The organism is Chitinophaga ginsengisoli (assembly GCF_003014595.1).
Lineage (GTDB): Bacteria > Bacteroidota > Bacteroidia > Chitinophagales > Chitinophagaceae > Chitinophaga > Chitinophaga ginsengisoli.
On record NZ_PYGK01000001.1, the window covers coordinates 554,839 to 579,465 of the forward strand.

The following is a 24,627-nucleotide window of genomic DNA, read 5'->3' on the forward strand; positions in this document are numbered from 1 at the left end:
ATTAAAAAGATACTATTTTTTTCTTTCTTTCCATAACTGATTGAAAGATTTTGGTGCGAAGACAGGCAATTCCCTGTTGTCTCCCCAGGCCTTAGCGAAGAACTTCTTCATGAAAAGGTTCTTGGTTTTGCCTCCCACCAGGTTCATCATCCTGCGACTCAGACTGGCCTGTTTCCAGCCAAACCAGGACATTTTCTCACCGCCGGAGGTATAGTTCTCCTCCACCGCTTTATGGCGATTATGGAGCAGCAATTCATGAATATTGATCCTTACAGGACATACCTCCGTACAGTTACCGCAAAGAGAAGAGGCATAGCTGAGGTGCATAAAGTTATCCATTCCCTGTAAATGGGGGGTAATAACAGCGCCAATGGGGCCACTGTAAGTAGTGCCATAGCTATGACCACCAATGTTTTTATAAACGGGGCAGGCATTCAGGCAGGAGCCACAGCGGATGCAATAGAGACTTTCCCGGGCTTCTGTGTCTTCCAGGATGTTGGTACGGCCGTTATCCATCAGTATTACGTACATCTCTTCGGGACCGTCTATCTCATTTTCCTGGCGAGGGCCACTGAAGATGGAGTTGTATACGGTTACCTGCTGACCGGTTCCATAGGTAGCCAGCAAAGGCCAGAACAGCGCCAGGTCATTGATGGAGGGGAGCATTTTTTCAATGCCCACCAGCACGATATGTGTTTTGGGAAATGCGGTACTGAGTCGCGCGTTACCTTCATTCTCTGTTACCGCAACACCGCCTATATCTGCAATGATAAAGTTGGCGCCTGTGATGCCTATTTCCGCATCCAGGTATCGCTGCCGTAGTTTTTCCCGGGCTACCATAGTGAGTTCCTGCGGTGTCAGGTTAGGAGGGGTCCCCAGCTTTTCGGCGAATAGTTGGGCTACATCTTCCTTGCTTTTATGCATGGCCGGCGTAACGATATGATAGGGCGGTTCATTATCCAGCTGCTGGATATATTCACCGAGGTCCGTTTCTACACATTCTATGTTGTGTTCTGCCAGGAAGTGGTTCAGATGCACTTCTTCCGTAGCCATAGACTTACTCTTCACAATACTTTTGCACTGCTTTGCCTCGCAGATGGCCAGGATTTCGTCCAGCACCTGTTGTGAATTTTCCGCCCAGATCACTTTGCCGCCGCGGCGGGTGAAGTTGGTCTCAAATTCTTCCAGGTGTTTATCCAGATTCTCCAGCGCTCTCCACTTGATATTCTTCGCTCTTTCCCGCGCAGTATTCAGATCGGAAAACTGTTGTTTCCCAGCTTTGACAGCGGTATTATACTTACCGATGTTATAATTGATCGTCTGGCGATGACTGAGGTTTGTCGCTTTCTTCTCACTATTTTCAAGAAAAGTGGAGGCATTCTGATGCATAAGTTGTCGGATTGCTGATTCGGAATTACAAAACCCATACCGGTTTACGATGCACCGGAATGATTAAACAACAATTAGTACTGGTAAAGATAGGGAAATGAAGGGATAGCATCAGCAAGGAGGCTTATTCTGCCTTATACTGTTTGGTGGCGATCTTGTCGAGCACCTGGTAAAACTCCTCTCCATACTTCCGGATCAATGCATCACGCAGGAAGCGGTATACCGGCACGCGCAGGCTTCTACCGTTCTTACAGGCAGGTTTGCACACGTCCCAGCGGTCATAGTTCAGGGCCTCAAAAGATTCATATTTTTTTACCCTGATAGGGTAGAGGTGGCAGGAGATGGGCTTCTTGTAGTCAATTACACCATCGTTAAAGGCCTTTTCAATGCCACAACCCACAATACCATGGGCATCGATAGTGGCATAGGCGCAGATACCTTTGTTGACAATAGGCGTAACATAGCCATATTCATCGTCTATGGTGTTGGTACCTGTGTGTTCTATTTCAGCGATGCCATCAGGACGCAGGTAAGATTTGATCTTCGGATAGATCTTCTTCAGGATTTTTACTTCCTCCTTATCCAGCGGCGCTCCGCAATCACCTGCAACGCAACAGGCGCCTTTACAGGCCCCCAGGTTGCAGACGAACTGTTCCTCAATTAATTCGTCGCTGATGTACTTGTCGTCAATGATGATCATATAAAAACGATAGCCGGCAGTCCGGATGTGTTGGCACGAGCTTTCCGGGCTGCTATTCCTTTAAAGGCGCAAAGGTACGAAAATAGTAAATGGCCTACCTCCACTTTAACGTTTCCACCAGGTGCCACATATCCTGTTGCAGGAACTGCTGTACCGGAGCGAGGGAGTCGGCATTGGGTGTGGCGTCAAAGTAAAGGGCGCCTCTGAGGAAGTGGCGGGAGGAGTCGGTTGCATAGAATTGCTTGGCGGAGGCAGCATTACCGCCTACGTCATAGAACTCGCCCGTTACATGAAAAGGGGTATTGATGATCTTTTCGTCGATATATTCAGCCTTATAGGTGTGTTTGTAGGTCATTTTGAAGGCGTCGTCCACCAGCTTCTGGAACTTGTTCTTACCCTCTTTGTCAATCTCTTTATAGCTCATATAGATCTTACCATTCAGGGACGGGAACTCCACATTGATCCAGTATGGATTCTCGGTTTTCTCGCCAAAAAAGAGGCTGTCCTTCACGATATTGGCATATACAGGATACTCGAAGGTGTATGGATAGCCGGGAACGTCAAACAGGCGGTATTCCCGCTTAGGGAAGTTGATCTGGAAGTAGCCGCGCGGTTTGGGCGTATAGTTTTGCTGACAGGCGGAAAAAGCCAGCAGCAACAGCAGACAAAGAGTATTCCCGGTTAATTTCATAGTAGCTTCTTGTAATTAAAAGTCCTGCACTAGTTCTCGTCTTCCACATTCTGCCTGATCGTCACCTGCACTTTCTGGATACGCATCTTGCTTACTTCCAGTACGGTGAAATCGTAGTCGTCGTGGGATATTACGCTGTTCTCTTCAGGGAATTTACCTGCCAGTTCCAGGATCAGGCCTCCGATAGAGTCGCTTTCCCCTTTTACCACCTCGAAGGTGTCGGGCGCAATGTTCATAATACGGCAGACGTCATTGAGCATGGTCTTGCCTTCAAAAACGTAGGTATAGTTGTCTACTTTACTGTAGTTGAATTCTTCTTCGTCAAATTCGTCTTTGATATCGCCGATTACCTCTTCCACAATGTCTTCCAGGGTAACAATACCGGAGGTACCACCGAATTCGTCCACGACAACAGCAAAATGCATACGCCTTGTCTGGAATTCAGACAGCAGGTCTTCGATCAGTTTATGACCATGTACAAAGAAAGGCTGCCGCATAACGGTATGCCAGTCAAAGCTTTTGCCTTTATCGAGGTGGGGCAGGAGGTCTTTGGTATGGATCACACCCACGATGTTATCGAGGTTGCCTTTGTATACCGGAAGACGGGAATAATGAAGGTCTGCCACTCTTTTTACCACAGCGTCAAAAGGATCTTCATACTCGATACCTGACACATCCAGGCGGGTGTGCATGATCTGTTTAACAGTGATGTTACCGAATTTGAGGATGCCTTTCAGTATATTCTTTTCTTCCTGGGAAGCGGTAGGATCTACACTCATTTCAATGGCCTCATCTATCTCCTGGTAGTTTACAGCGCCACTGCCACGGTGGAAGAAGCGGGCTTCTATGCTTTCGCTGAGGCTTACATAAAAGTCGCTTACAGGTTCCAGCGTTGCATGTACAATGCTGACAAACCAGGCGAAGTAGGTAGCGAAACGGATATTGTTCTGGGCTGCCCATACACGGGGAAGCACCTGGCCAAAGAAAAGCAGCACAAAAATGATAATGGCTATACGTACTACCAGAGACACAACGGGGAAGGTCTGTAGATCTTCCATCTGGGTGATGAGGTAGCTGGTAACCATAATAAACGCCAGTGATAGGAGGATGCCAGCTATCTGGAGGGAGGCCAGCAGGGAGCGGGGCTTTTCCAGAAGTTTGGTAATCAGCTTACCGCTGGTATTTTGCCTCGTTTTCAGTGCATTCAGGTCTTTATAGTTCAGGGAGAAGAACGCCACTTCAGCACCGGAAACAATGAACGCCATGAGTAGGAGTATGAATATTACAAGCAGATAAATAACCACGTTCGGAGTGGCGATTGGCGCCGCTGCTTGCAACAGGGTAAGCTTACCAGATAGAATGCTTGCCGGATAGGTGTACAAATTGTTCAACTTTGACGTGATAAATATTAGAACTCCCAGCGTATAGCAAAGTAAGTTCCAAAAAAAGGGGAAAGTAATTCAGGTCTTAAATTGAATCGCTTTCCCTATATGCAAATATAAGTAATGTCCCATAAAGGGATTATCAATCAAAAAAGAATTAGTATTTTTTATCGGATAGTTAAAAAGGAAGATCGTCCGCTGTATCGTTTAATTGGGGGGGGATTTCCATATTGGGGAAATTGTCACCAGTGTTACTACCTGTGTTGCTATGATGTATGGCATGCTCAGAGTTGTTCAGGTCCATACGTTTGTCAAGCATAACCAGATTGTCGCCCACCACCTCGGTGGCAAATTTCTTATTACCCTCTTTGTCTTCCCAGCTGCGGGTACGGAGGCGTCCTTCTATATAAACGAGGCTTCCTTTGTGAAGGTACTTTTGGGCCAGTTCAGCCAGTCCGCGCCATAATACTACCGTATGCCATTCTGTTTGGGATATTAGCTTGCCAGCCCGGTCTTTGAATGTTTCTGTTGTTGCCAGAGAGAATTTGGCTACAGCAATGTTACCTTCTAAGAACTGTACGTCTGGATCTCTACCCAAGTTGCCAATCAGGATTACTTTATTAACACCTCTCATTGTTGCAGGTTTTAATCTATTGATTTTAAACTATTGAAAATATACGCTTCTTTTAAATGAACAACCTTTCTAAAGTTAATGTTTTTTTCAAATCGACAGTGAAAAATTTAACGTATACTTTAGCTCAAATACCTTGCCGCAGCAAGTTGAGCGCTGTTGGTACACAGTCAGTTTTCGTATCAGAATAGGGTAAGTTCCCTGTTTTTAAGGAAGTCTGTAATAGTTTTCGGAAAGGCGTAATGATCCAGTTGATTCCGTGGAATAGCCATATAGCCGGGCATTTCAGGCTTTTTGTTAACCGATAGCATAAGGAATTGACTATAGATTGTCTGATGTGTAAGCTGTTGTTTGAATGCCCCGGAAACCGCATCCATGTTGTAACGTATATCTTTCATGACGTCTTTAAAGGCGGCTGAAGACTGTAACGCTGTTACATCTTCCGGACCGGAAGTTTCTATCAGAATAAACTCGTGGAGGTTCTGCCAGATATCATTCTCCGTACGTTTATGGATGTAAACCTGGTCTTTATACTGTAACACAAGGTAATAGAAGTAACGCTTTTTAATAACCAGCTTCTTTGTCTTAACAGGCAGTAATCCGGTGAGTCCCAACTGGAAGGCTTTGCATTTGCCAGTCAGGGGGCAGGAACTGCAGGCCGGTTGCTGGGGCTTACATACTACGGCACCAAAATCCATAATGGACTGGTTATACGAAGCCGACTGGCCATGAGGCAATAACTCCTGAGCCAGTTCAGAGAATTGTTTCTTGCCTGCGGTACTGTCTATTGGCGTATCTATATCAAAGAAGCGGGAGAGTACGCGGAATACATTGCCGTCCAGAACAGCATGTGGCAGGTTGTACGCAAAGGAGGCGATGGCCGCGGCAGTATAGGGGCCAATACCTTTGAGCGATTGTATGCTTTCGTATGTATTAGGAAAATGACCGTGATATCCTGATACGATCTGCCTGGCAGCGGCCAGCATATTTTTACAACGGGCATAATAACCCAGTCCCTGCCACAGGCGGAATACCGCTTCTTCCGGAGCGGCCGCCAGTTCCTGTACTGTCGGGTAGTTCAGTATGAACCGTTCATAATAAGCCCATCCCTGTTCTACACGTGTTTGTTGGAGAATAATTTCAGACAGCCATATCCGGTAGGGGTCTTTCTCACCCTTCCATGGCATGGAGCGGGTGTTCTCATGCTTGTTCCACTCCAGCAGGGTGTTCGTAAAAAACTGCTTCATTTCTGCAAATATAATGGGATCAATGAAATAGGAATGTAAGGGTGGCGCCAGCCCCATTTTTTATGAGTATCGGGGGCGGAAAATCATGATAACGATGGCAGTGGAAAAAATGTAAGATTGCATTAGATTTATTTTTGATAATATTCAGCTGTAGCAGTTTTGCAGTGGCGTTTAACAGAACTTGTTGATCGATAGACGAATATGCCGGAAAATGCGTTATAATAGACAAAGACCTTTTATTTGTTAGTGCCTGATCCCGACAGGTCTTTTTTCGTTAAGTGAAGAAAAAAAAGACTAAATGAATATTATTTTTTGTATATTCGTTAATGAGTGGTTTAGTGAAATATTGTGATTACCCTAATGGAAGTGTACTTGTACTGGGTTAGAGCATGGCCTCCCTCTCTTTTTCCGGTTGCCCGTTATCGTGTTAGAGATTATTACTAGGTGATTTACAGTAAGATATATTATACAAAACCTTGGTATAAGAAAAAAAGATTAAATTTATTTGCTTAAAATTCAGCAATTAAAAAAAAATAAATAATTTTGGGACAAGTAATCCTTCGCTTCAATTATGAGAAAAGCTGACTTAATTAACAATATTGCTGAAAAAACCGGCATACCTAAAGTAGATGTGTTAGTAACACTAGAAGCCATGTTTAAGGAGGTCAAGGAAGCGTTGGCTAATGGCGAGCATATCTATATAAGGGGCTTTGGTAGCTTCATTACGAAAAAGAGAGCTGCTAAAATTGGCCGTAACATCAAGAAAAACGTTGCCGTTGAGATTCCGGAGCATTTCATTCCAGCCTTTAAGCCTTCTAAAGAATTCGTTGCAGAAGTAAAGAAGCTTAAAAGTTCGTAATTTTGCAGCCTAATATTTAAGGCGTGCAAAAATCACAAATTCTCCTGGTCGGTGCCGCAGCAACAATACTTATTGTATTGGTTGCGTTTGGCCGCACCGTACCTCATTCGGATAAAAAAGCGATGCCAACTGCCACTCATATGCATGAGGGTCAGGAGGGAAAATCTATTGCCTTCGACGATTTGCTGGCTTCCGCCAAGCAAAAGGTCCCAGCTGATAAATTAATGTCTATTGCCCGTCTGGAAAACATTGTCCGGGGCGATGTTAAGAACCAGCAGATAGCCGCTTACAAACAATTATATGCCTCCTGGGATAGCCTTAACCAACTACCCATAGCTGCGTATTACCTTGGCGAATCCGCCAAGTTGGAAAATTCCGAAAAAAGCCTCACCTTTGCAGCCAATTTATTTTTAGAACATCTGGAACACGCAGAGGACCCTGCTGTAATGAACTGGGAGACCAAACAGGCCATTACCCTGCTGGACAAAGCGATAACGCTCAGTCCGGGTAATGATTCCCTTAAGATAAAACAGGCGCTCCTGTATATGAATACAGAGCCTATGGTAGGTGTCCAGAAACTCAGAGATGTGGTTGCAGCCAATCCTGACAATGCAGAAGCTCAGATCACATTGGCAAATCTTGCTATTCAATCAAATCAGTTTGATAAAGCCATAGACAGGATGGAGTCATTCACTCAGAAACATCCTGAAGAGGCCAAAGCAGTATTTGTATTAGCGGAAGCTTACAGGGGCAAAGGTGACGTTAAAAAAGCAGTGGAATTGCTGGAGAAATGTAAGACACTGGTGAAAGATCCCTCGCTGAAAGCCGAAATTGATAGTTATATCAGGAGTATAAAATAATATTCATTTTTATAAACATTTAAAAACTTATTAGCGTATGCCTTGCGGTAAGAAAAGAAAAAGACATAAGATTGCTACTCACAAACGTAAAAAAAGACTGAGAAAGAACCGGCATAAGAAGAATAAGAAATAATTTTCTCCTGTTTCCCGCCATTTATACTAACCAGGTTTTATTTGCGGCGCGGTGATCGGACAAAAATTTTTATATATCCTGCATGATTTTGGCGATTATTGTTAAATTGCTAAAGTCATGCAGGTTTTTCCACAAATCCCGCTTAGAATTCCGGATATTACCTGCTGATCGCTAAACCCTTAAGCAATCCATCATCTACGTATGCTGGCGTTTCGCCGGCTATAATCTGGTATGCAGTAAGCTGTTGTTAAATAGCCGTGCATAACTCAAGGTGAAGTTATAATGGTTAAAATTTTGGACGCTTGAACAAGGAACTTATTATAAATGCGGCACCTACTGGTGTGGAAATAGCGTTGCTGGAAGATAAGAAATTGGTGGAATTGCATCACGAAAGCGGCAATCCCAATTTTTCTGTAGGGGATTTATACCTGGGGCGGGTGAAAAAGTTGATCCCGGGCCTTAATGCGGCTTTTGTCGATGTAGGATTTGAAAAAGATGCCTTCTTACATTACACTGATCTTAGCCCATATATACGTTCTATACTAAAATTTACCCAGCAGGCTATTTCAGATAAAACCCCCGAGGGGTTTGATTTTACAAAGTTTAAGAATGAGCCGGAAATCGTAAAGACCGGCAAGATCACAGATGTGCTGGGCGGAAAGCCCAACATCCTCGTGCAGATATTAAAAGAGCCCATTTCCTCTAAAGGCCCCCGCCTGAGTTGCGAAATTTCTCTACCCGGAAGATTTATCGTGTTAACACCCTTTAATGACATTGTTGCTGTATCTAAAAAGATACATTCTTCCGAAGAAAGAAAGAGATTGCAGAAGATCGTAGAGGCCATCAAAACACCCAATTTCGGTGTGATTGTCCGTACGGCGGCTGAAGGAAAGAAAACGGCAGAACTGCATGAGGACCTGACCACACTCGTGGAAACCTGGAAAAATATACAGGCAAACCTGCGCGCGGCACAACCTCCGCAGAAAATACTGAGTGAACAGGCCAAAACAACCAGCATATTACGTGACCTTCTTAACGAGAGCTTTAACAAGATCGTTATCAATGACAGGAACATGTTCACTGATACGAGGGCTTATATCCAAAAGATAGCCCCCGAAAAACAGGACATCGTTCAACATTATCATAACGGCGCTCCTATCTTTGATCACTATGGCGTTACCCGCCAGGTGAAAGCTTCCTTCGGGAAGACCGTCAACCTGGACAGCGGCGTATACCTGATCATAGAGGCGACAGAAGCATTACATGTCATTGACGTCAATAGCGGCTATAAAAGCTCCAGCAATAACCAGGAACAGAATGCCCTTGCATCCAACCTGGAAGCTGCTGCAGAAATAGCCCGCCAGCTGAGGCTTCGCGACCTGGGAGGTATCATCATCATCGACTTCATTGATATGAAGTTGCCGGAGAATAAAAAGGTAGTCTACGAAGCCATGGAGAAATTCATGGCGCAGGACAGGGCCAAACACACCATCCTGCCTATCTCCAAATTCGGCCTGATGCAGATCACCCGCCAGCGTGTGAAACCCGAAGTCACTATTTCAGTGGCGGAAGATTGCCCGACGTGTCATGGTACAGGTAAGATCGGCGCCTCCGTACTGATCATCGACGAGGTCGAAAAGAATCTGCAATACCTGATTAACCATCAGCATAAGGGGCTTACCCTCCGGGTACACCCTATATTTTATGCCTACCTGGCCAAAGGCTTCCTGACCTCCCGCCAGTGGAAGTGGTACTTCCAGTATAAGAAATGGGTCAAAGTCAAAGCTGACTCTAACTACCATCTTACTGAATATCGTTTCTTTGACGCCAACGAAGAAGAGATTAAATTATAATTCCAGCCTAACTGCTTTATCTAAAACGCTTAACACAATATCGTGTTAAGCGTTTTACATTTGTGCCTTCAAACATTATTGCCCGGATAGCTGTTGTTCTACAAAACATGCTGCCCGTAAGGGACAATCAGACTTATTACTAAAACTCAGTTACGTTTATGTTTTTACGTTATAGCTGCTTTTTGTTGTTAACTGCGGTGCTACTCTCCGCCTGTGGTGGAGGTGGTAGAAGAAAGAAAGGGCGGGACAGGGATACCAGCCATTATACCCAACAGGAATATATCGATCGTAAACTGGACAGTAACCAGGTGAACAGCTTCCTGCAACATGATACCGCCTACGCGGAATATATCCGTGACTTCTACCGGCAAAGGGATTTCCACTACGCCTGGATAGGCAACGATGGTCAGCTGACAGAACAGGCGGGTAACTTTATCAATATGATGAAAGCAGATGCCGATTATGGTCTGAACGATAGTACCATCATCAGTAAACCCCTGCGTGAATTGTACGATACACTGCTCATGGAAGGGGAGAAATTTCGCCGGGGTGATAAGGGGATGCCCAGAGCAGAACTGTTGCTTACCACCCAGTTTTTTGCTTATGGGAATAAGGTATGGAGCGGACTGACCTCAGACAGTGCAAAGTCGCTCGAATGGTTCATCCCGCGGAAGAAGATCAATATGCAAAGCCTGCTCGATTCTATGGTCAATAGACCGGCCAACACTTTTGAAGAGCCGGTGAACAAACAATATAAACTGCTGCGGGAGCAGCTCAAAAAACTGGTAGCACTGGAGAAAGTTCCTTGGGATTCACTGAAGGCATCACGCAAGCTCTATAAACAAGGGGAAAGTGACGCCATTGTCGCAGCTATAAAACAGCGCCTGCACTTATTGGGCGATCTGGCAGCTGCAGATACTTCCCAGGTCTTTACACCAGTGCTCGATACGGCTATACGCAACTTCCAGGATCGTATGGGACTGAAGAAAGACGGCACTATCCAGCCTTCCCTGCTGAATACGTTGAACGTATCTCCGCGAAAACGCATACAGCAGATCCTGATCAACATGGAACGCATTCGCTGGGTGCCAGCCGAAACACCGGCCGAGTACCTGCTGGTGAATATTCCTGCATTTAAACTCTACGTTTATGATAACAATAAACTGGATTGGACCTGCAATGTAGTGGTAGGAAAGCCGGGTACGAATACAGTTATCTTCAGCAATGAAATGAAGTACATCGTGTTCAGCCCTTACTGGAATGTGCCTCCCGGCATCCTGGTGCATGAGGTATTGCCGGCCATGAAAAGAAATCCTGGTTACCTTGCCCACCAGAATATGGAAGTGGTAACAGGCAGCGGTAGCCCTGTCGATGCGGGTTCGTTGAACTGGGCTAAGTATTCGGGTGGTAATTTCCCTTATATAATCCGTCAGAAACCCGGAGGGAAAAATGCACTGGGTAAGGTCAAGTTCCTGTTCCCGAACGAGTACAACATTTACCTGCATGACACGCCATCCAAAGGATTGTTCGGAGAGAACAAACGTACTTTCAGTCATGGCTGTATACGTGTGTCAGAACCCCAGCACCTGGCAGAGTGGCTGCTGCGTAAAGACTCATCCTGGACGGAACAGAAGATTGTAGCGGCTATGAACGGGAATAAAGAGAAGTTTATCACACTGAAAGAGAAGGTGCCCGTATATATAGGGTATTTCACTGCTTTTGTAGACAGTGATGGCAGACTGAATTTCCGGGACGATGTATATGGACATGACGCCAGACTGGCGGCTACATTATTTGGTGCCAAATAGCCGCCCGATATGATATGAGAAAACAGATGGCTGTTATACCGGCCATCTGTTTTGGAATTATTTGCTGGCAATCACGGAGATCTCCACATTCACACCCTTAGGCAGCGCAGCTACCTGAACGGTTTCACGGGCAGGATAGTCGCCGGTGAAATAAGAGCCATATACTTCGTTGATCTGTGCGAAGTCATTCATATTCATAATGAAGATGGTCGTCTTCAGAACATTGTCGAAGTCCATACCCGCCTCGGAAAGAATACCATTCAGGTTTTTCATTACCTGGTGAGTTTCGGTTTTGATATCATCCAGTACCAGTTGGTTGTTATCCGGATTCAGTGCTATTTGTCCGGATACAAACAGCAGGTTACCTGATAATATGGCCTGGTTGTACGGGCCGATAGGAGCAGGCGCATTCTTTGTATTGATGATTTGTTTTTCCATGACCGTAAAAATAGGGTCTTATTATTAGTTATTAATTAATAGGTTTGCGAAAATTTTGCACATGAATATCCTCGTTATAGGAGAAGAGCAACATTATGCTGCTTTCCTTAAAAAGGGTGGTTTAAGTGGGCACCGGGTGCAGCAGGTTACAACAGCAGAACGTATAGAGACGCTGGACGATTACGGGCTGGTGATAGACCTGGATTTTGATGAACATACAGAGCGGGCCCGCATTTATGCAAAATATCCGCAGGTACCCATATTGGTGGCTATAGTGAGAACTTCCCTTGCAGATGTCATGAATAATTATGCGTTTGAACAGGGATTTAACCTGATGGGGTGTAACTGGCTGCCTGGATTTGTGGGAATGCCTGTTATGGAAGTATCTGTGATGGACGAATCGCAGAAGGCCCTCCTGGGCCAGATCATGCAGGAATTAGGCTGGGAGTATGAAATAGTGGAAGACAGAGTAGGATTGGTGACTCCGAGAGTTGTCTGCATGATCATCAACGAAGCTTACATGGCTGCGGAAGAGGGGACAGCATCACGTGAGGATATTAACATTGCGATGAAGCTGGGTACCAACTATCCGAAAGGGCCTTTTGAATGGTGCAAAGAAATTGGTGTAAGGCAGGTGTATAGTGTGCTGGACGCCGTGTACAAGGCTACGGGAAATGAACGGTATAAAATAAGTGCGCTGCTGGCACAGGAAGCAGGCACCAATGTAACCGCTGTGTGAAATAATTAAACTGTATATATTGTCTCTGATACTGCATATCGATACGGCTACTACAATCGGCTCTGTTTGTCTGTCGAAAGACGGACAGCCTTTACAGACATTGGTGAATGATAAACAACAGGATCATGCTGCCAGTATGGTATTGTTTGTACAGGAGATCATGCGGGATCAACAAGTGACGCCTGAAGACATCGACGCAATCGCTGTTAGTGCGGGGCCCGGTTCATATACGGGACTACGTGTTGGTGTAGCTACCGCGAAGGGGTTGTGTTATACCTGGGAGAAACCATTGATAGCTGTTTCTACCCTACAGATGATGGCACAGGGCTTACTGTCCCGCGTAAAAGATACGGAAGCCTTATATTGCCCTATGCTGGATGCGCGGAGAATGGAAGTGTATACTGCAGTATATGATGCTTCTCTGAATGTCATAGTGGCGCCACAGGCGCTGGTACTCACGCCGGAAGCCTTTAGTGAGCAGGTGGCAGCAAAGAAGACTTATTTTTTCGGTAATGGCAGCGATAAATGGCAGCAACTAATGCCCGTCAATCTCAACGCCTTATTTGTCCCTTATATATTAAACGCTGCGGATATGGTGCCGCTGGCTACGGCTGCTTACGAGCATAAAGCGTTTGAAGATGTAGCTTATTTCAGCCCTTTTTATCTCAAACCTTTCCATTCTACAATGAAAAAATAGGTCGTTTGTAATGCGAAAAATGACCTCCATTGGCATGATAACAGGCTTCTTACGTCTTATTAAGAAGCGTAATCCCTACACTTACGTCAATTTATGTCATAGAACTGTCAAATTATGTTTATTTGGCAAGTAAACGCCCTGCATATATTAAAAAATAAGGTATAGAAGTTTTTTTTATTACGACTAATATTATATTTTTGTATAAATCGATACCCGGTTATTGTTTTCTAACAAGTTATGGGTTTACTGTCCGTTGATCCCTTTCATTTCATCATTTTTTAAAACTATTATGCGATGGAAAAAACATTATTAACGACCTCTTCTAATACTCTTATTATTTCTAGAGGTACCAATGAAAAAGACCAAATAAAATTGGATTACATTGCCGTTAAGAAGGCTGCTATGGTTTTGCGTGCAATAAACCATAAGCTGCGCCAGCAAATGATTAAGTTGCTGGAAGACCACAAAAAAATGACAGTAACTGAAATCTACGTTAAGCTGCGTCTCGAGCAGTCAGTAGCGTCACAGCATCTGGCTATTCTGCGCCGTGCCGGCATTGTGATTACAGAGAGAGATGGTAAATTCATTCACTATACGATCAACAAACAGCGTATAGCAGAAGTTGCCAAATTCGTAGAGGAGCTGGTAGGCTAATCTGGTTTTGGAGTACTGGTCAAACAGAGTACAAAAAAAATATTCGGGCCTAACTAAGAGTATGCTGAAGAACTTTTAGTTAGGCCCTGATTTTTCTGCATGTATTGGTGTGTACGTTATTCATACGTACACAAACAGCTGCGCGCGTTGATACTGGTTGTGCAAATAACGGGTAGCAAAGACATTTTAATGCGGCATATATATGGCCATTTGTCAGACGTTCCCTCCTGCGGATAAATCCGTAAATTTGCAGAAATCAAAAACCATGTTCGTCAAGCAACTTTATACCAATTGCTTATCAGAAGCTGCCTACTTTATTGAGTCCGGAGGAGAAGCTGTTGTGATAGATCCCCTGAGGGATATAGACGCTTACCTTGATCTGGCTAAAGAGCGCAACGCAACCATTAAGTATATTTTTGAGACACACTTTCACGCCGACTTTGTGTCTGGTCACCTCGATCTCGCTGCTGCTACTAAAGCTCCTATCGTATACGGTCCTGAAGCAGTTACCAACTTCCCGATATATCTCGCTAAAGACAGGGAGAAATTTACCATCGGTAAACTTACGCTTGAAGTATTACATACACCCGGTCACACACTGGAATCTACCTGCTACCTGTTAAGCGATGAAGCAGGACAGCCGCATAGCCTTTTCACAGGCGATACGCTCTTCGTAGGAGATGTAGGACGCCCCGACTTGTTTAGCGGTAACCTTACCAAGGAAGAACTGGCCGGTTACCTGTATGATTCTCTCAACAATAAGGTCAAGGTACTGCCAGATAATGTGATCGTATATCCGGCGCATGGTCCCGGCTCGTCCTGCGGTAAAAACCTGGGGCCTCATACCTATAGCACGCTGGGTGATGAGAAGAGCACGAACTACGCACTGAAGGCAGAGAACAAAGAGGAATTTATCAAAGAAGTAACTTCCGGTCTGAATACACCGCCTTCTTACTTCCCTATCAATGCACGGATCAACAAAGAAGGGTATGATGCATTGCAGGCCGTAATGGAGAAAAGCAACCGTCCCTTATCCATCTCTGAGTTCAAGGAGAAAATGAAGGAAGAGGTTCTGATCCTGGATACACGTCCTGCCGCTGAATTTACAGAAGGATTTGTACCGGGTTCACTCAGCATTGGTCTGGAAGGACGTTTTGCAGAATGGGCAGGCAGCCTGCTGCCATTTGGTGAAGAGATCATACTGGTGACCAGTCCCGGAAAAGAAGAAGAGACCATCGTACGTCTGGCCCGCGTTGGGTTTGATCATGTAGCGGGTTACCTGGAAGGAGGCTACGAAGCCTGGATTGCTGCTGGTGAAGAGCGTGACCTCATCATCACCGTAGAAGCGGATGAACTGGCGATGGACCTGCCACACGATAACAACCTCATAATTGTGGACGTGCGCAAGCCTGCGGAGTATGCAGACGGTCATATCGAGGGTGCGATGAATATTACCCTCAGCGACATGACAGACCCGGGAAATCTGGCTGATTTCGATGATAATCACAATCTGTATGTACACTGCCAGGGTGGTTACCGTAGCATTATTGCATGTTCCATTATGAAACGGGAAGGTATTCACAACTTACGCAACGTGGAAGGTGGTTACAATGCCATGAAAGAACAGAAAGGCCTGAAAGTCGTAAAGGAAAAGAACGTATTAAACTAAGGTTAAGATATCCGAAATGAAGGCTCCCTGGTACTACCACGGGGCCTTTTTTCTTTTGCAGGTATGCTTTTTGACCCTTTACAGAAAAACCTTGCAATGGAAAAACTTTTAGACGGACAAATTGCACTTGTTACCGGTAGCAGCAGCGGTATAGGTGCTGCCATCGCCATAGCGTTGGGAGAAGCGGGGGCCAATGTGGTTGTGAACCACCATAGCGATAAGAGCCTGAAAGAGGCAGAAGCGGTGCTGGAAAAGATCAAAGCTGCCGGCAGTGATGGCTTCGTCAGGCAATGCGACATCAGCAAGGAGGAAGAAGTCAAAGCCATGTTTGCGGAAGTATTTTCCCGCTATGGTACGGTGGATATCGTTGTTGCTAATGCTGGCATTCAGCAGGATGCGGCCCTGCTGGACATGACAATAGAGCAATGGAATAAGGTGATCAGTACAAACCTTACCGGTCAGTTTCTTTGTGCAAGGGAAGCCGCCCGTGAATTTAAACGGAGAGGTGTTGTTGAAGGCCGCTCAAGGGCTGCCGGAAAGATCATCTGTATGAGCAGCGTTCATGAAGTAATACCCTGGGCCGGACATGTGAACTATGCCGCCAGCAAGGGTGGCGTAAAACTCCTGATGCAGTCTATGGCTCAGGAACTGGCTCCATATAAAATAAGGGTCAACAGCCTGGCTCCCGGTGCTATTAAAACACGTATCAACGAAGACGCCTGGGATACCCCTGAGGATGAAAAAAAGCTATTGGAACTGATCCCATATGGCAGGGTAGGGGTACCCGAAGATGTTGCCAAAGCCGCCGTATGGCTGGCCAGCGATGAAAGCGACTATGTAACAGGAACCACCCTTTTCGTGGATGGAGGGATGACCTTGTACCCCGGTTTTGCAGATAATGGCTGATTAACAGTTGTTTGTGATAGAACAATCCCATAGTCTAGCATGTTATTTGTTTTAAACTGTTAAACTTTTAACCATGAAATGTAAAACATTCCTGATGGCCGGAATGATGTTCCTGGCCGTAAGCTTATTTGCCTGTCAGCCTAGCGACAGTAGTGTTCAGCAGTCGGTAAACGAAAAACTGACCGCTACCCCTGGAGTAAGTGCTGAAGTGAAAGAAGGAGTTGTGACCCTGAGTGGTGAAGTACCTGACGAAGCGGCTAAAATGGCTGCAGAAGATGCCGTTAAAGGCGTCAGTGGTGTAAAAGCCGTTACAAATAACATTATGGTGCAGGCAGCAGTTCCTCCACCGCCCCCACCCGCAGCTGCAGATACTACAATGAAGAAAGACAGCGGTACAGTGAAATAGATTCAGAAGCTGAATTGATCAGAAACGGCTCAGCGGTTAACTGGTCAATTCAGCCTTATTTATTCCCCGTTGTACACATGTTTCCACCTTCTGTGGCTCCATACCCATACTTCCGGTTGTTCCCGGATATTATGTTCCAGGTATTTTACAAATGATTCTGTAATAGTTCCTTCCGGTACAGCCGAAGGTTCCTCGAATGCCAGTTTCAGTGTGGCATGATAATAACCCCTCCTCGTCTTCCGGATATCCACAAATACCACCGGAATATCACTTCTTCTTGCCGTCATTTCGGGCCCTTTATAAAAGGCCGTCATCCTGTTCAGAAAGGGAAACCAATAGCTGCGGCGCGGATTACCGGGGTTCTGGTCTGCTACCAGTGCTATAAGATATTGCTTGTTGATCCACGGCTGCATACTTTCCTTGATATCATTGGCCGGCAGTAGTATACTGCCTGACTTCTCGCGGAAATGCCTGAACATACGGTCGCCCGCTTTATTGGTCAGCGGCATATAAACTACAAGAAAAGGATACTTAACACCCTGCATGCAGAACAGGTTCGCCCATTCCCAGTTGAAATTATGGCCAAGGTGCATCTGGCAGCTTTTGCCTTTCGCATATAACTCATGCAGTACGGTGAGGTCGCAGGTAAAGCGGCGCTGCAGTTCTTTTGGGCGCATAGTCAGCAGCTTGACGGTTTCCACCATCATGTCTGTCAGGTTGAGGTAGTATTTCTTTGCCAGCCGGGTGATCTCTTCAGGCGTCTTTTCCGGAAATGCCTGGCGCAGGTTCTCAAATACTACTGATTTGCGGTAACCAACAATGTGATAAACGATCAGGTATAAAACATCACTTATGCGATATAATAACCATAACGGCAGCATTGACATGCCGTACATAAATACCAGTAACAAATAATACATGTCATCAATTTCTATAACACAATATTCTGTACCAGGGCGCTCTTTTCAGGATAGTCAGTATTAAAATGTAAACCGCGGCTTTCCTTACGGAAGGAAGCGCCTTTTACTATAAGGTAGCCAACAGTGATCAGGTTTCTCAGTTCACATAATTGTGGCGATACCTCTGTTCTTTCGTATAATGATTCAGTTTCTTCATGCAGGATGTCCAGTCTGCGGCTGGCACGCTGCATACGCTCATTAGTGCGCACAATACCCAGGTAATCACTCATGATCTGTTTCAGCTCTTTGAGGCTCTGGGTAATGAGGATCATCTCTTTCGGTGCAGTGGTACCTGCTGCATTCCAGTCCGGTACATTGAGCTTATGAGCCGTGCTGTCAATTTTGTTTACACCATCCAGGTAGCAACGGTGTGCAAACACCATGGCTTCCAGCAGGGAATTGGAGGCAAGCCTGTTGGCGCCGTGCAACCCGGTGCTGGAGCATTCTCCGCAGGCATACAGGTTGTTAATGGAAGTGCGGCCGAATTCATTGACCTTAATACCACCACAGCTATAATGCGCAGCCGGCGCTACCGGTATCATATCCTTCTTTACATCAATACCTATTGAAAGGCATTTCTCATGGATGTTCGGAAAATGATGTACAAACTTCTCCTGGTCCATATGGCGGCAATCGAGGTATACATATTCCGTACCGGTGATCTTCATCTCACTGTCTATTGCTCTTGCCACGATGTCGCGCGGAGCGAGCGAAAGACGTGGGTCATACTTATGCATGAAGTCTTCCCCATGGATATTACGGAGAATACCCCCGTCACCACGTACTGCTTCTGTGATCAGGAAGGCATTGTTCACACCCGGCTCATACAAGGCTGTAGGATGGAACTGGATGAACTCCATGTTCTCTATCCTTCCCTTGGCACGATACACCATCGCAACGCCATCGCCGGTAGCAATGGTCGGATTGGTGGTACTGCGGTATACCTGCCCATTCCCGCCTGTTGCCAGTACGGTAATACGGCTGAGGATCTTTTCAATCTTATTGGTGATGAGGTTCAGCACATACACGCCATAACACGCTATATCAGGCATGGCCTTGGTAACAAGATAACCTAAATGGTGCTGGGTGATGAGGTCTACCACGAAGCAGTGGGTAACCAGTTCTATATTCGGGTTTTTATGTACTGCATCCAGCAGGGCACGTTCTATTTCCTTCCCGGTGATATCTTTATAGTGGATCACCCTGAATTCCGAATGGCCTCCTTCTTTGCCGAGAGAGAAGTCTCCGGCGGCATTCTTGTCAAAGTTGGCGCCCCATTCTATGATCTCATTAACACGTTCCGGCCCTTCCTTTACTACAATTTCTACGATCTGCTCATTACACAGGCCGTCGCCGGCAATCAGTGTGTCTTCGATATGCTTTTCAAAGCTGTCGTTCTCAAGATCATTCACTACGGCTACTCCACCCTGTGCGTATTTTGTATTGGTTTCGTCTTCACGTGTTTTCGTGATGATGGTGATTTTTTTATCAGGACATGCTGCCGCCACTTTAAGGGCATAAGTAAGTCCCGCAATCCCAGAACCAATCACTAAGAAATCTGTCTGTTGCATAAGTTCATAAGCGAACACCAAATGTACGGTTTAATTTGTTCCCATTCGCTGAGGGGGAGCATAGCCCCTGCGCATCTGCAGATAACGGAGTCCGCCGGTTACCAGCCCCCATTGCGCTATCCCGTAGGTCATCATGATAAATACGGCGCCCATCTCCAGATGATGGTAAAAATAATGAACGGCAATGAGCACACAGGATAGGATAAAGATACAGGCCCCCGCCAGTGAATACCAGCCCGATGGCTGATCTCTGAGCCGGAAGGCATGCATCACAGACTGCACCATGATGTAGGTGATAACCGAAAAAATGAGCACGAGCAGCGTCATCTGGCCAAGGTATGGCAGCATGAAGAAAATGAATGCAATGAAGATAGCCGCCATCCCCAGGATGAAGGGCCAATTGCATAATGGAAGGGGATAATTGGTATACCTGATCTTCAGGAAAAAGCCGATATAAGAGAGTAATGAAAACATGAAGGTGACCAGCCCACAGGTAAAGAAGAGCGGACTTTGTTCATAGAATAACAGGAACATGTCGCCAAAGCCGGAAAAGAACAATGCTGCCAGCAATGAAATACGGAAAACAGCGGGAATACCCTCAGTTCCGGTAACGAAATAAGCGATTAATATAAATGGCAGGAAGAACTTGGAAACATAGCGTAGAATGGCCAGGTGAAAAAAGATGGCAGACAGGTGAACTAATAACGTGGTCGCATACAACAGGTGAAAAGAACTTGCTTTGCGCATAAATGGGCATTAATGTACTTAAAGTACGATTTCTTTGTCTGAATGGTTTCACGCAACAGGCAATAAAACCGAAAAGGTCGTACCATTATTGCCGGAACGGCTCACTTTCAATTGTCCGCCATGGGATTGTATAATCTGTTGTGAAAGGCTTAAGCCGATGCCACTGCCTTTTTTCTTGGTAGTATAGAATGGGATGAAGATCTTATTCATGGCATCAGCATCTATACCCGGTCCATTGTCGGTGATCTCAATATGCACCTGGCTGGGCGTGTTCATGCTGGCCTTTACCTGTATGGATGGCGTCTGCGTCTGTTCCAGTGCGTCCATAGCGTTTTTAATAAGGTTAATCAGTACCATCTGCAATTGTGCCACGTCTGCATGTATTTCTGTACTGACAGATTCTATCTCATAGTGATAGTAAATACCTGCCTGTTTCAGTTCCGGCAGCAGCAGGCTGCTTACTCCTGTCAACAGCTCCTTGATGTTCACGTGGGTAAACTGCGGCTTGGGAAGGGTGGTATAATCACGGTAGGCATTCACAAAATTCATGATACCCTTGCTGCGGCTCTTGATGGTTTCCAGGGCTTCCTGCAGGTCGGCAATGGCTTCTTTCTGTGCAGCCTCCGGAGAGATGTCCTGTTCCACAATATCCTGCATGGTACCGATCAGGGACACGATAGGAGTGACGGAGTTCATGATCTCATGGCGGAGTATCTTGGTAAGATTCTGCCAGGCTTCCAGCTCTTTCTGCTGCAGCTCTGCATGAATGTTCTGGATAGAGATCAGTTTCACCAGGCGCCCCTGCAGGCGCACACTGGCAGCATGAATGGATAGCTGCTGTTCCTGCCGGGTACGGTATAACAGTTTATTGCCCGACCGTATTTCCATCAGGTATTCCGGCAGGGCAGGGTGGCTGTTTTTCAGCTCTGATATATTGCGTAGCCGATAGATACCCAGCAGACGGAAGGCGGCTGGGTTGATCAGTTCTATGCGCCCTTCGGCATCGAACGACAGGACGCCGATACTGATATGTTGTACGATGGTGTCTATGTACTTCAGGTTCGCCTCTTTCTCTGCCCTGGTCTGACGAAAGGCCTCCAGCACTTCATTGAACTGATGGTTCAGCGCCTGGAAGCTTTTCCCCAGTTTATTGTCAGCGCTGAAGCGGATGGAGAAGTCTTCATACCGGATAGATTCCAGGAATAAAGTCAGCTTCCTGTTCACCCGGTTGATGTAATAGTACATGCCATATATCTGCATACAAATGAGGATGCCCATGGCTACTCCCGGAAAGGGGCCAAGGACAGTCCATACCCACACACTGGTGATAGTGCTGAGCGTAAGTAAGATGATACGCAGTAATATATTGACACTGAACTTGTTCATTGTGAAGTGCTAAATGTTATACTTTTCCAGTCTTCTGTAAAGGGCTGCTCTGCTCAAGCCCAATTCCCTGGCTGCTTCAGTGATATTACCATTGCATTTTCTCATGGCCTGGGAAATGATGTTGCGTTCCATTTCCTCCAGGTTATAGCCGGTGTTAAGGGATTGATCCTGCACAGGATTCTTTACAAATACATCCTTAGGCATGAGTGTTTTACCCTGTGAGAGGATGACTGCTCTTTCCATGGCATGCTGCAGCTCACGGATGTTGCCTGGCCACTCATACTGGCGCAGTTGCTGTACCAGCGATTCATGCAGGGAATTGACTGAGCGCTTGTACTTGGAGGAATATAGTTGCAGGAAGTATTCAGCCAGCGGCACAATATCCTCCTGGCGTTCCCTTAACGGTGGTAGTTGAATTTCAATGGTATTGATACGATAGAGAAGGTCCTGCCTGAACTGATACTCTGCTGCCATGCGTTGTATATTCCTGTTGGTAGCGGTGATCAGGCGGACGTCTATCGGGATGGTCTTGTTGCTGCCTACTCTGGTAACGGCCCTGTTCTGCAGTACAGTGAGCAGTTTGGCCTGCAGGGGTAAGGAAATATTTCCCAGTTCATCCAGGAAGATGGTGCCTCCGTTCGCCTCTTCAAAACGGCCGGTCCGGTCTTCCCGGGCATCTGTGAAGGCGCCTTTAACATGACCGAACAGCTCACTTTCGAATAGTGTTTCGCTGATAGCGCCCAGATCCACGCTCACGAAAGGTTTTTTATTCCGCAGGGAAAGCTGGTGGATATGCCTGGCCAGCAGGTCCTTTCCCGTACCATTCTCCCCAAGTATCAGTACGTTAGCATCTGTAGCTGCTACCCTGTTTACAGTATCCAGTACCTGTAGCATGGCAGGGCTGTTGCCGATAATATGTACATCCGACTGCGGTGCCGCCGGTGCGCCATTGAGTTTATCCTTATTGCCATGTTTCTTATTATAGGCGCCCTGCATGGTTGCCAGGAGCTTCTCGTTCTCCCAGGGTTTCAGCACAAAGTCTACCGCGCCTGCCTTGATGGCCCTTACGGCCATCTCCACATCACCGTAAGCTGTAAAGAGTACCACTGCCACATCGGGCCGGATATCCAGGATGCGGTCCAGCCATTCAAATCCTTCCTTGCCACTACTCAGGTCGCGGGTGAAATTCATATCCAGCAGGATCACATCATACTCGAAATTGGACACCAGGTAGGGTATCTTCTGTGGATTACGCTCAAAGTCTACTTGCTCGAAGTGACGTTTCAATAATAACCGGGCTGCTCTGAGCACGTCCATGTCATCATCTACAATAAGGATTTTACCGGGCAAGGGTGTAGTCATAAATAAGATCTTATCTATTGATTTCTGCAAATGATCCGCAAACAGTGTTCCTGACAGAAGGAGTGAACTGACAGCCCTGGCGGATGTGGCCACTGGCAATATTATAAAAAGATTTCGGTTTTCCTGCGGCCCAAGGCGGGCTTCAGGGAAATTGTCCGGAAATGGACGTCCTGTGTGCGCTACAGGACGATAAACTCAGAGGGTATTGCCGGAATCCCTCTGTAGTATTGAGTTTCCTGCTTTGGCATGCCGGTTGTCTTATCTGGAACAGGAATTTAGTTTAACCTATGGACAGAAAAATAGAAAAGAAGTACTGGTCAAAAAAGAGGATCTCCCTTATCAGCGGGGGCGCCGTTGTCGCGATGTTACTTCTGTATAATCTGATATTTGCTGATCACCGCTCGAAGTTGAATGTCGAGAAGGATAAAATCACCGTGTCTACTGTTACAAAAGGGACCTTTGATCAATATATAGCTGTAACGGCAGTGGTGTTACCTCTGAAAACCATCCGCCTGGATGCCATCGTAGGAGGTTATGTAAGCCAGAAATACCTCGAAGGAGGTAGTATGGTCAAAAGAGGAGACAGCATCCTGCGCCTGGAAAACCAGAACCTGATGATGGACTTCGTGAACCACGAAACAGAGATCTACCGCCTGATCAACGAGTTACAGAACACCAGGCAGTCCCTGAAACAGAACAGGTATACCATGCAACAGACAGTGGCTGACCTGGATTACCAGATAGAACAGGCCAAAGACCTGTACGACCGTACCAAACAACTGGTAGATGACAAGATCGTATCCCGTCAGGAATTCAATAAGAATAAGATTGACTATGAGCGTCTTGTGAAGAAACGCCAGATAGAAATAGAAAGCCAGCGTTTCCAGGAGGAGAATGCTATGATACAGATAGACCGCCTTGAATCTACCATCTCACGTACCCAGCGTAACCTGCAGATGATGAAAGATAACCTGAACAACTTGGTGTTAAGGGCACCCATAGACGGACAGCTGTCTTCCGTGGATGCAGAAGTAGGAGGTAGCATCACCGCCGGTCAGAACATCGGTCAGATAGATGACCTGGATGGGTTCAAGATGCGCGCTGAAGTAGACGAGCATTATGTAGCCAGGGTATTCCCCGGACTGAAAGCGACTTTTGAATTCAATAATAAAAGTTACCCCCTGTCCATCATCAAAGTATATCCGGAGATAAAGAACGCACGTTTTAATGTGGATATGCGGTTTGAAAAGGAGACACCGGAAGGTATTCGCCGCGGACAATCTTCTCCTATCCGTCTGGAGCTGGGTAAGTCCTCTTCGGCTATCCTGTTGCCGGTTGGCGGCTTCTTCTCTGATACCGGTGGTAACTGGGTGTATGTGGTAGATAAGGGTGGTAAGCGAGCGGTGAAACGTAATATTTCCCTTGGACAGAAAAACCCACAGTATTTCGAAGTGTTGGAAGGTTTGCAGGAGGGCGAACAGGTGATTACCTCTTCGTATGAGAATTTCGGAGACAAAGAGGTTTTAGTATTTTAATCCGG

At 46.1% G+C, this 24,627-nt stretch carries 23 protein-coding genes; 11 read left to right on the forward strand and 12 right to left on the reverse strand.

Annotated features, from left to right (window positions below; genetic code table 11):
* Window positions 1-12: 12 nt before the first annotated feature.
* From CLV42_RS02355 to mutY, 6 genes are all read right to left on the reverse strand, one after another.
* The gene (locus CLV42_RS02355) at window positions 13-1,389 is read right to left on the reverse strand and encodes a LutB/LldF family L-lactate oxidation iron-sulfur protein (RefSeq protein WP_106600287.1); all 1,377 of its coding nucleotides are present in this window, start codon (window positions 1,387-1,389) and stop codon (window positions 13-15) included.
* A gap of 124 nt (window positions 1,390-1,513) precedes the next feature.
* Window positions 1,514-2,089 carry a DUF3109 family protein gene (locus tag CLV42_RS02360; protein ID WP_106600288.1) on the reverse strand — a complete coding sequence of 192 codons (576 nt, stop codon included), beginning with the start codon at window positions 2,087-2,089 and terminating at the stop codon, window positions 1,514-1,516.
* Between the two features lie 94 nt (window positions 2,090-2,183).
* A complete protein-coding gene (gene gldD, locus CLV42_RS02365) occupies window positions 2,184-2,780 on the reverse strand; it encodes a gliding motility lipoprotein GldD (RefSeq protein WP_106600289.1) in 597 nt (198 codons plus the stop codon).
* 29 nt (window positions 2,781-2,809) lie between these two features.
* Window positions 2,810-4,171, reverse strand: coding sequence for a gliding motility-associated protein GldE (gene gldE / locus CLV42_RS02370; RefSeq protein ID WP_245901415.1), 1,362 nt, complete (start codon window positions 4,169-4,171; stop codon window positions 2,810-2,812).
* Window positions 4,172-4,340: 169 nt separating this feature from the next.
* A complete protein-coding gene (locus tag CLV42_RS02375; RefSeq protein ID WP_089834641.1) occupies window positions 4,341-4,796 on the reverse strand; it encodes a single-stranded DNA-binding protein in 456 nt (151 codons plus the stop codon).
* Between the two features lie 179 nt (window positions 4,797-4,975).
* Window positions 4,976-6,040, reverse strand: coding sequence for an A/G-specific adenine glycosylase (gene mutY, locus CLV42_RS02380; protein WP_106600705.1), 1,065 nt, complete (start codon window positions 6,038-6,040; stop codon window positions 4,976-4,978).
* A 571-nt stretch (window positions 6,041-6,611) separates the two neighbouring features.
* Between mutY and CLV42_RS02385 the strand changes: the two genes are divergently transcribed.
* From CLV42_RS02385 to CLV42_RS02400, 4 genes are all read left to right on the forward strand, one after another.
* Window positions 6,612-6,899 carry an HU family DNA-binding protein gene (locus CLV42_RS02385; protein ID WP_073084475.1) on the forward strand — a complete coding sequence of 96 codons (288 nt, stop codon included), beginning with the start codon at window positions 6,612-6,614 and terminating at the stop codon, window positions 6,897-6,899.
* 23 nt (window positions 6,900-6,922) lie between these two features.
* Window positions 6,923-7,759 (forward strand): tetratricopeptide repeat protein, encoded by an 837-nt coding sequence (locus CLV42_RS02390; protein ID WP_106600291.1) that lies wholly within the window; start codon window positions 6,923-6,925, stop codon window positions 7,757-7,759.
* Between the two features lie 435 nt (window positions 7,760-8,194).
* Window positions 8,195-9,745 carry an Rne/Rng family ribonuclease gene (locus CLV42_RS02395; protein WP_089834638.1) on the forward strand — a complete coding sequence of 517 codons (1,551 nt, stop codon included), beginning with the start codon at window positions 8,195-8,197 and terminating at the stop codon, window positions 9,743-9,745.
* 158 nt (window positions 9,746-9,903) lie between these two features.
* The gene (locus CLV42_RS02400) at window positions 9,904-11,553 is read left to right on the forward strand and encodes a L,D-transpeptidase family protein (protein WP_106600292.1); all 1,650 of its coding nucleotides are present in this window, start codon (window positions 9,904-9,906) and stop codon (window positions 11,551-11,553) included.
* Window positions 11,554-11,610: 57 nt separating this feature from the next.
* Here CLV42_RS02400 and CLV42_RS02405 read toward each other — a convergent pair whose 3' ends face one another.
* On the reverse strand, window positions 11,611-11,991 hold the full coding sequence (locus CLV42_RS02405) for a RidA family protein (RefSeq protein WP_106600293.1): 381 nt from the start codon (window positions 11,989-11,991) through the stop codon (window positions 11,611-11,613).
* A gap of 61 nt (window positions 11,992-12,052) precedes the next feature.
* On the opposite strand from CLV42_RS02405, the gene CLV42_RS02410 reads away from it, so the two are divergent.
* The 6 genes from CLV42_RS02410 (at window position 12,053) to CLV42_RS02435 (ending at window position 17,062) form a co-directional block, all read left to right on the forward strand.
* Entirely contained in the window at window positions 12,053-12,730 is a 678-nt protein-coding gene (locus CLV42_RS02410) for a 3-hydroxyacyl-CoA dehydrogenase family protein (protein ID WP_211303374.1), read from the forward strand.
* A 19-nt stretch (window positions 12,731-12,749) separates the two neighbouring features.
* Window positions 12,750-13,427 carry a tRNA (adenosine(37)-N6)-threonylcarbamoyltransferase complex dimerization subunit type 1 TsaB gene (gene tsaB / locus CLV42_RS02415; protein ID WP_170117364.1) on the forward strand — a complete coding sequence of 226 codons (678 nt, stop codon included), beginning with the start codon at window positions 12,750-12,752 and terminating at the stop codon, window positions 13,425-13,427.
* A 294-nt stretch (window positions 13,428-13,721) separates the two neighbouring features.
* Complete coding sequence (locus CLV42_RS02420) at window positions 13,722-14,081, forward strand: ArsR/SmtB family transcription factor (protein WP_012788619.1); 360 nt, start codon at window positions 13,722-13,724, stop codon at window positions 14,079-14,081.
* A 247-nt stretch (window positions 14,082-14,328) separates the two neighbouring features.
* A complete protein-coding gene (locus tag CLV42_RS02425) occupies window positions 14,329-15,750 on the forward strand; it encodes an MBL fold metallo-hydrolase (protein ID WP_317047973.1) in 1,422 nt (473 codons plus the stop codon).
* Between the two features lie 96 nt (window positions 15,751-15,846).
* Entirely contained in the window at window positions 15,847-16,656 is an 810-nt protein-coding gene (locus CLV42_RS02430) for an SDR family oxidoreductase (protein WP_106600296.1), read from the forward strand.
* 73 nt (window positions 16,657-16,729) lie between these two features.
* Window positions 16,730-17,062: a BON domain-containing protein gene (locus CLV42_RS02435; RefSeq protein ID WP_106600297.1), complete on the forward strand. Its 333-nt coding sequence runs from the start codon at window positions 16,730-16,732 to the stop codon at window positions 17,060-17,062.
* A 59-nt stretch (window positions 17,063-17,121) separates the two neighbouring features.
* Here the strand turns inward: CLV42_RS02435 and CLV42_RS02440 are convergent, their stop codons facing one another.
* From CLV42_RS02440 to CLV42_RS02460, 5 genes are read right to left on the reverse strand one after another with little or no spacing between them, the layout of a single operon-like run.
* Entirely contained in the window at window positions 17,122-17,982 is an 861-nt protein-coding gene (locus CLV42_RS02440; RefSeq protein ID WP_106600298.1) for a lysophospholipid acyltransferase family protein, read from the reverse strand.
* A gap of 11 nt (window positions 17,983-17,993) precedes the next feature.
* Entirely contained in the window at window positions 17,994-19,592 is a 1,599-nt protein-coding gene (nadB, locus tag CLV42_RS02445; RefSeq protein WP_106600299.1) for an L-aspartate oxidase, read from the reverse strand.
* Between the two features lie 30 nt (window positions 19,593-19,622).
* Window positions 19,623-20,339: a lysoplasmalogenase gene (locus CLV42_RS02450; RefSeq protein WP_106600300.1), complete on the reverse strand. Its 717-nt coding sequence runs from the start codon at window positions 20,337-20,339 to the stop codon at window positions 19,623-19,625.
* A 48-nt stretch (window positions 20,340-20,387) separates the two neighbouring features.
* Window positions 20,388-21,725, reverse strand: a complete 1,338-nt coding sequence (locus CLV42_RS02455) for a sensor histidine kinase (protein ID WP_106600301.1) — start codon at window positions 21,723-21,725, stop codon at window positions 20,388-20,390.
* A gap of 9 nt (window positions 21,726-21,734) precedes the next feature.
* Window positions 21,735-23,087 (reverse strand): sigma-54-dependent transcriptional regulator, encoded by a 1,353-nt coding sequence (locus tag CLV42_RS02460; RefSeq protein ID WP_106600707.1) that lies wholly within the window; start codon window positions 23,085-23,087, stop codon window positions 21,735-21,737.
* 287 nt (window positions 23,088-23,374) lie between these two features.
* Between CLV42_RS02460 and CLV42_RS02465 the strand changes: the two genes are divergently transcribed.
* Window positions 23,375-24,622, forward strand: coding sequence for an efflux RND transporter periplasmic adaptor subunit (locus tag CLV42_RS02465; RefSeq protein WP_106600302.1), 1,248 nt, complete (start codon window positions 23,375-23,377; stop codon window positions 24,620-24,622).
* Window positions 24,623-24,627: the final 5 nt, after the last annotated feature.

Excerpts from the sequence above, each read along its gene's own strand:
- CLV42_RS02460 (WP_106600707.1), bottom strand. The coding sequence starts at position 23,087 with ATGACTACACCCTTGCCCGGTAAAATCCTTATTGTAGATGATGACATG.
- CLV42_RS02405 (WP_106600293.1), bottom strand. The coding sequence starts at position 11,991 with ATGGAAAAACAAATCATCAATACAAAGAATGCGCCTGCTCCTATCGGC.
- CLV42_RS02465 (WP_106600302.1), top strand. The coding sequence starts at position 23,375 with ATGGACAGAAAAATAGAAAAGAAGTACTGGTCAAAAAAGAGGATCTCC.
- gldD (WP_106600289.1), bottom strand. The coding sequence starts at position 2,780 with ATGAAATTAACCGGGAATACTCTTTGTCTGCTGTTGCTGCTGGCTTTT.
- CLV42_RS02430 (WP_106600296.1), top strand. The coding sequence starts at position 15,847 with ATGGAAAAACTTTTAGACGGACAAATTGCACTTGTTACCGGTAGCAGC.
- CLV42_RS02385 (WP_073084475.1), top strand. The coding sequence starts at position 6,612 with ATGAGAAAAGCTGACTTAATTAACAATATTGCTGAAAAAACCGGCATA.
- CLV42_RS02435 (WP_106600297.1), top strand. The coding sequence starts at position 16,730 with ATGAAATGTAAAACATTCCTGATGGCCGGAATGATGTTCCTGGCCGTA.
- CLV42_RS02410 (WP_211303374.1), top strand. The coding sequence starts at position 12,053 with ATGAATATCCTCGTTATAGGAGAAGAGCAACATTATGCTGCTTTCCTT.
- mutY (WP_106600705.1), bottom strand. The coding sequence starts at position 6,040 with ATGAAGCAGTTTTTTACGAACACCCTGCTGGAGTGGAACAAGCATGAG.
- CLV42_RS02440 (WP_106600298.1), bottom strand. The coding sequence starts at position 17,982 with ATGTATTATTTGTTACTGGTATTTATGTACGGCATGTCAATGCTGCCG.
- CLV42_RS02375 (WP_089834641.1), bottom strand. The coding sequence starts at position 4,796 with ATGAGAGGTGTTAATAAAGTAATCCTGATTGGCAACTTGGGTAGAGAT.
- CLV42_RS02455 (WP_106600301.1), bottom strand. The coding sequence starts at position 21,725 with ATGAACAAGTTCAGTGTCAATATATTACTGCGTATCATCTTACTTACG.
- CLV42_RS02355 (WP_106600287.1), bottom strand. The coding sequence starts at position 1,389 with ATGCATCAGAATGCCTCCACTTTTCTTGAAAATAGTGAGAAGAAAGCG.
- CLV42_RS02420 (WP_012788619.1), top strand. The coding sequence starts at position 13,722 with ATGGAAAAAACATTATTAACGACCTCTTCTAATACTCTTATTATTTCT.
- CLV42_RS02360 (WP_106600288.1), bottom strand. The coding sequence starts at position 2,089 with ATGATCATCATTGACGACAAGTACATCAGCGACGAATTAATTGAGGAA.
- nadB (WP_106600299.1), bottom strand. The coding sequence starts at position 19,592 with ATGCAACAGACAGATTTCTTAGTGATTGGTTCTGGGATTGCGGGACTT.
- CLV42_RS02450 (WP_106600300.1), bottom strand. The coding sequence starts at position 20,339 with ATGCGCAAAGCAAGTTCTTTTCACCTGTTGTATGCGACCACGTTATTA.
- CLV42_RS02400 (WP_106600292.1), top strand. The coding sequence starts at position 9,904 with ATGTTTTTACGTTATAGCTGCTTTTTGTTGTTAACTGCGGTGCTACTC.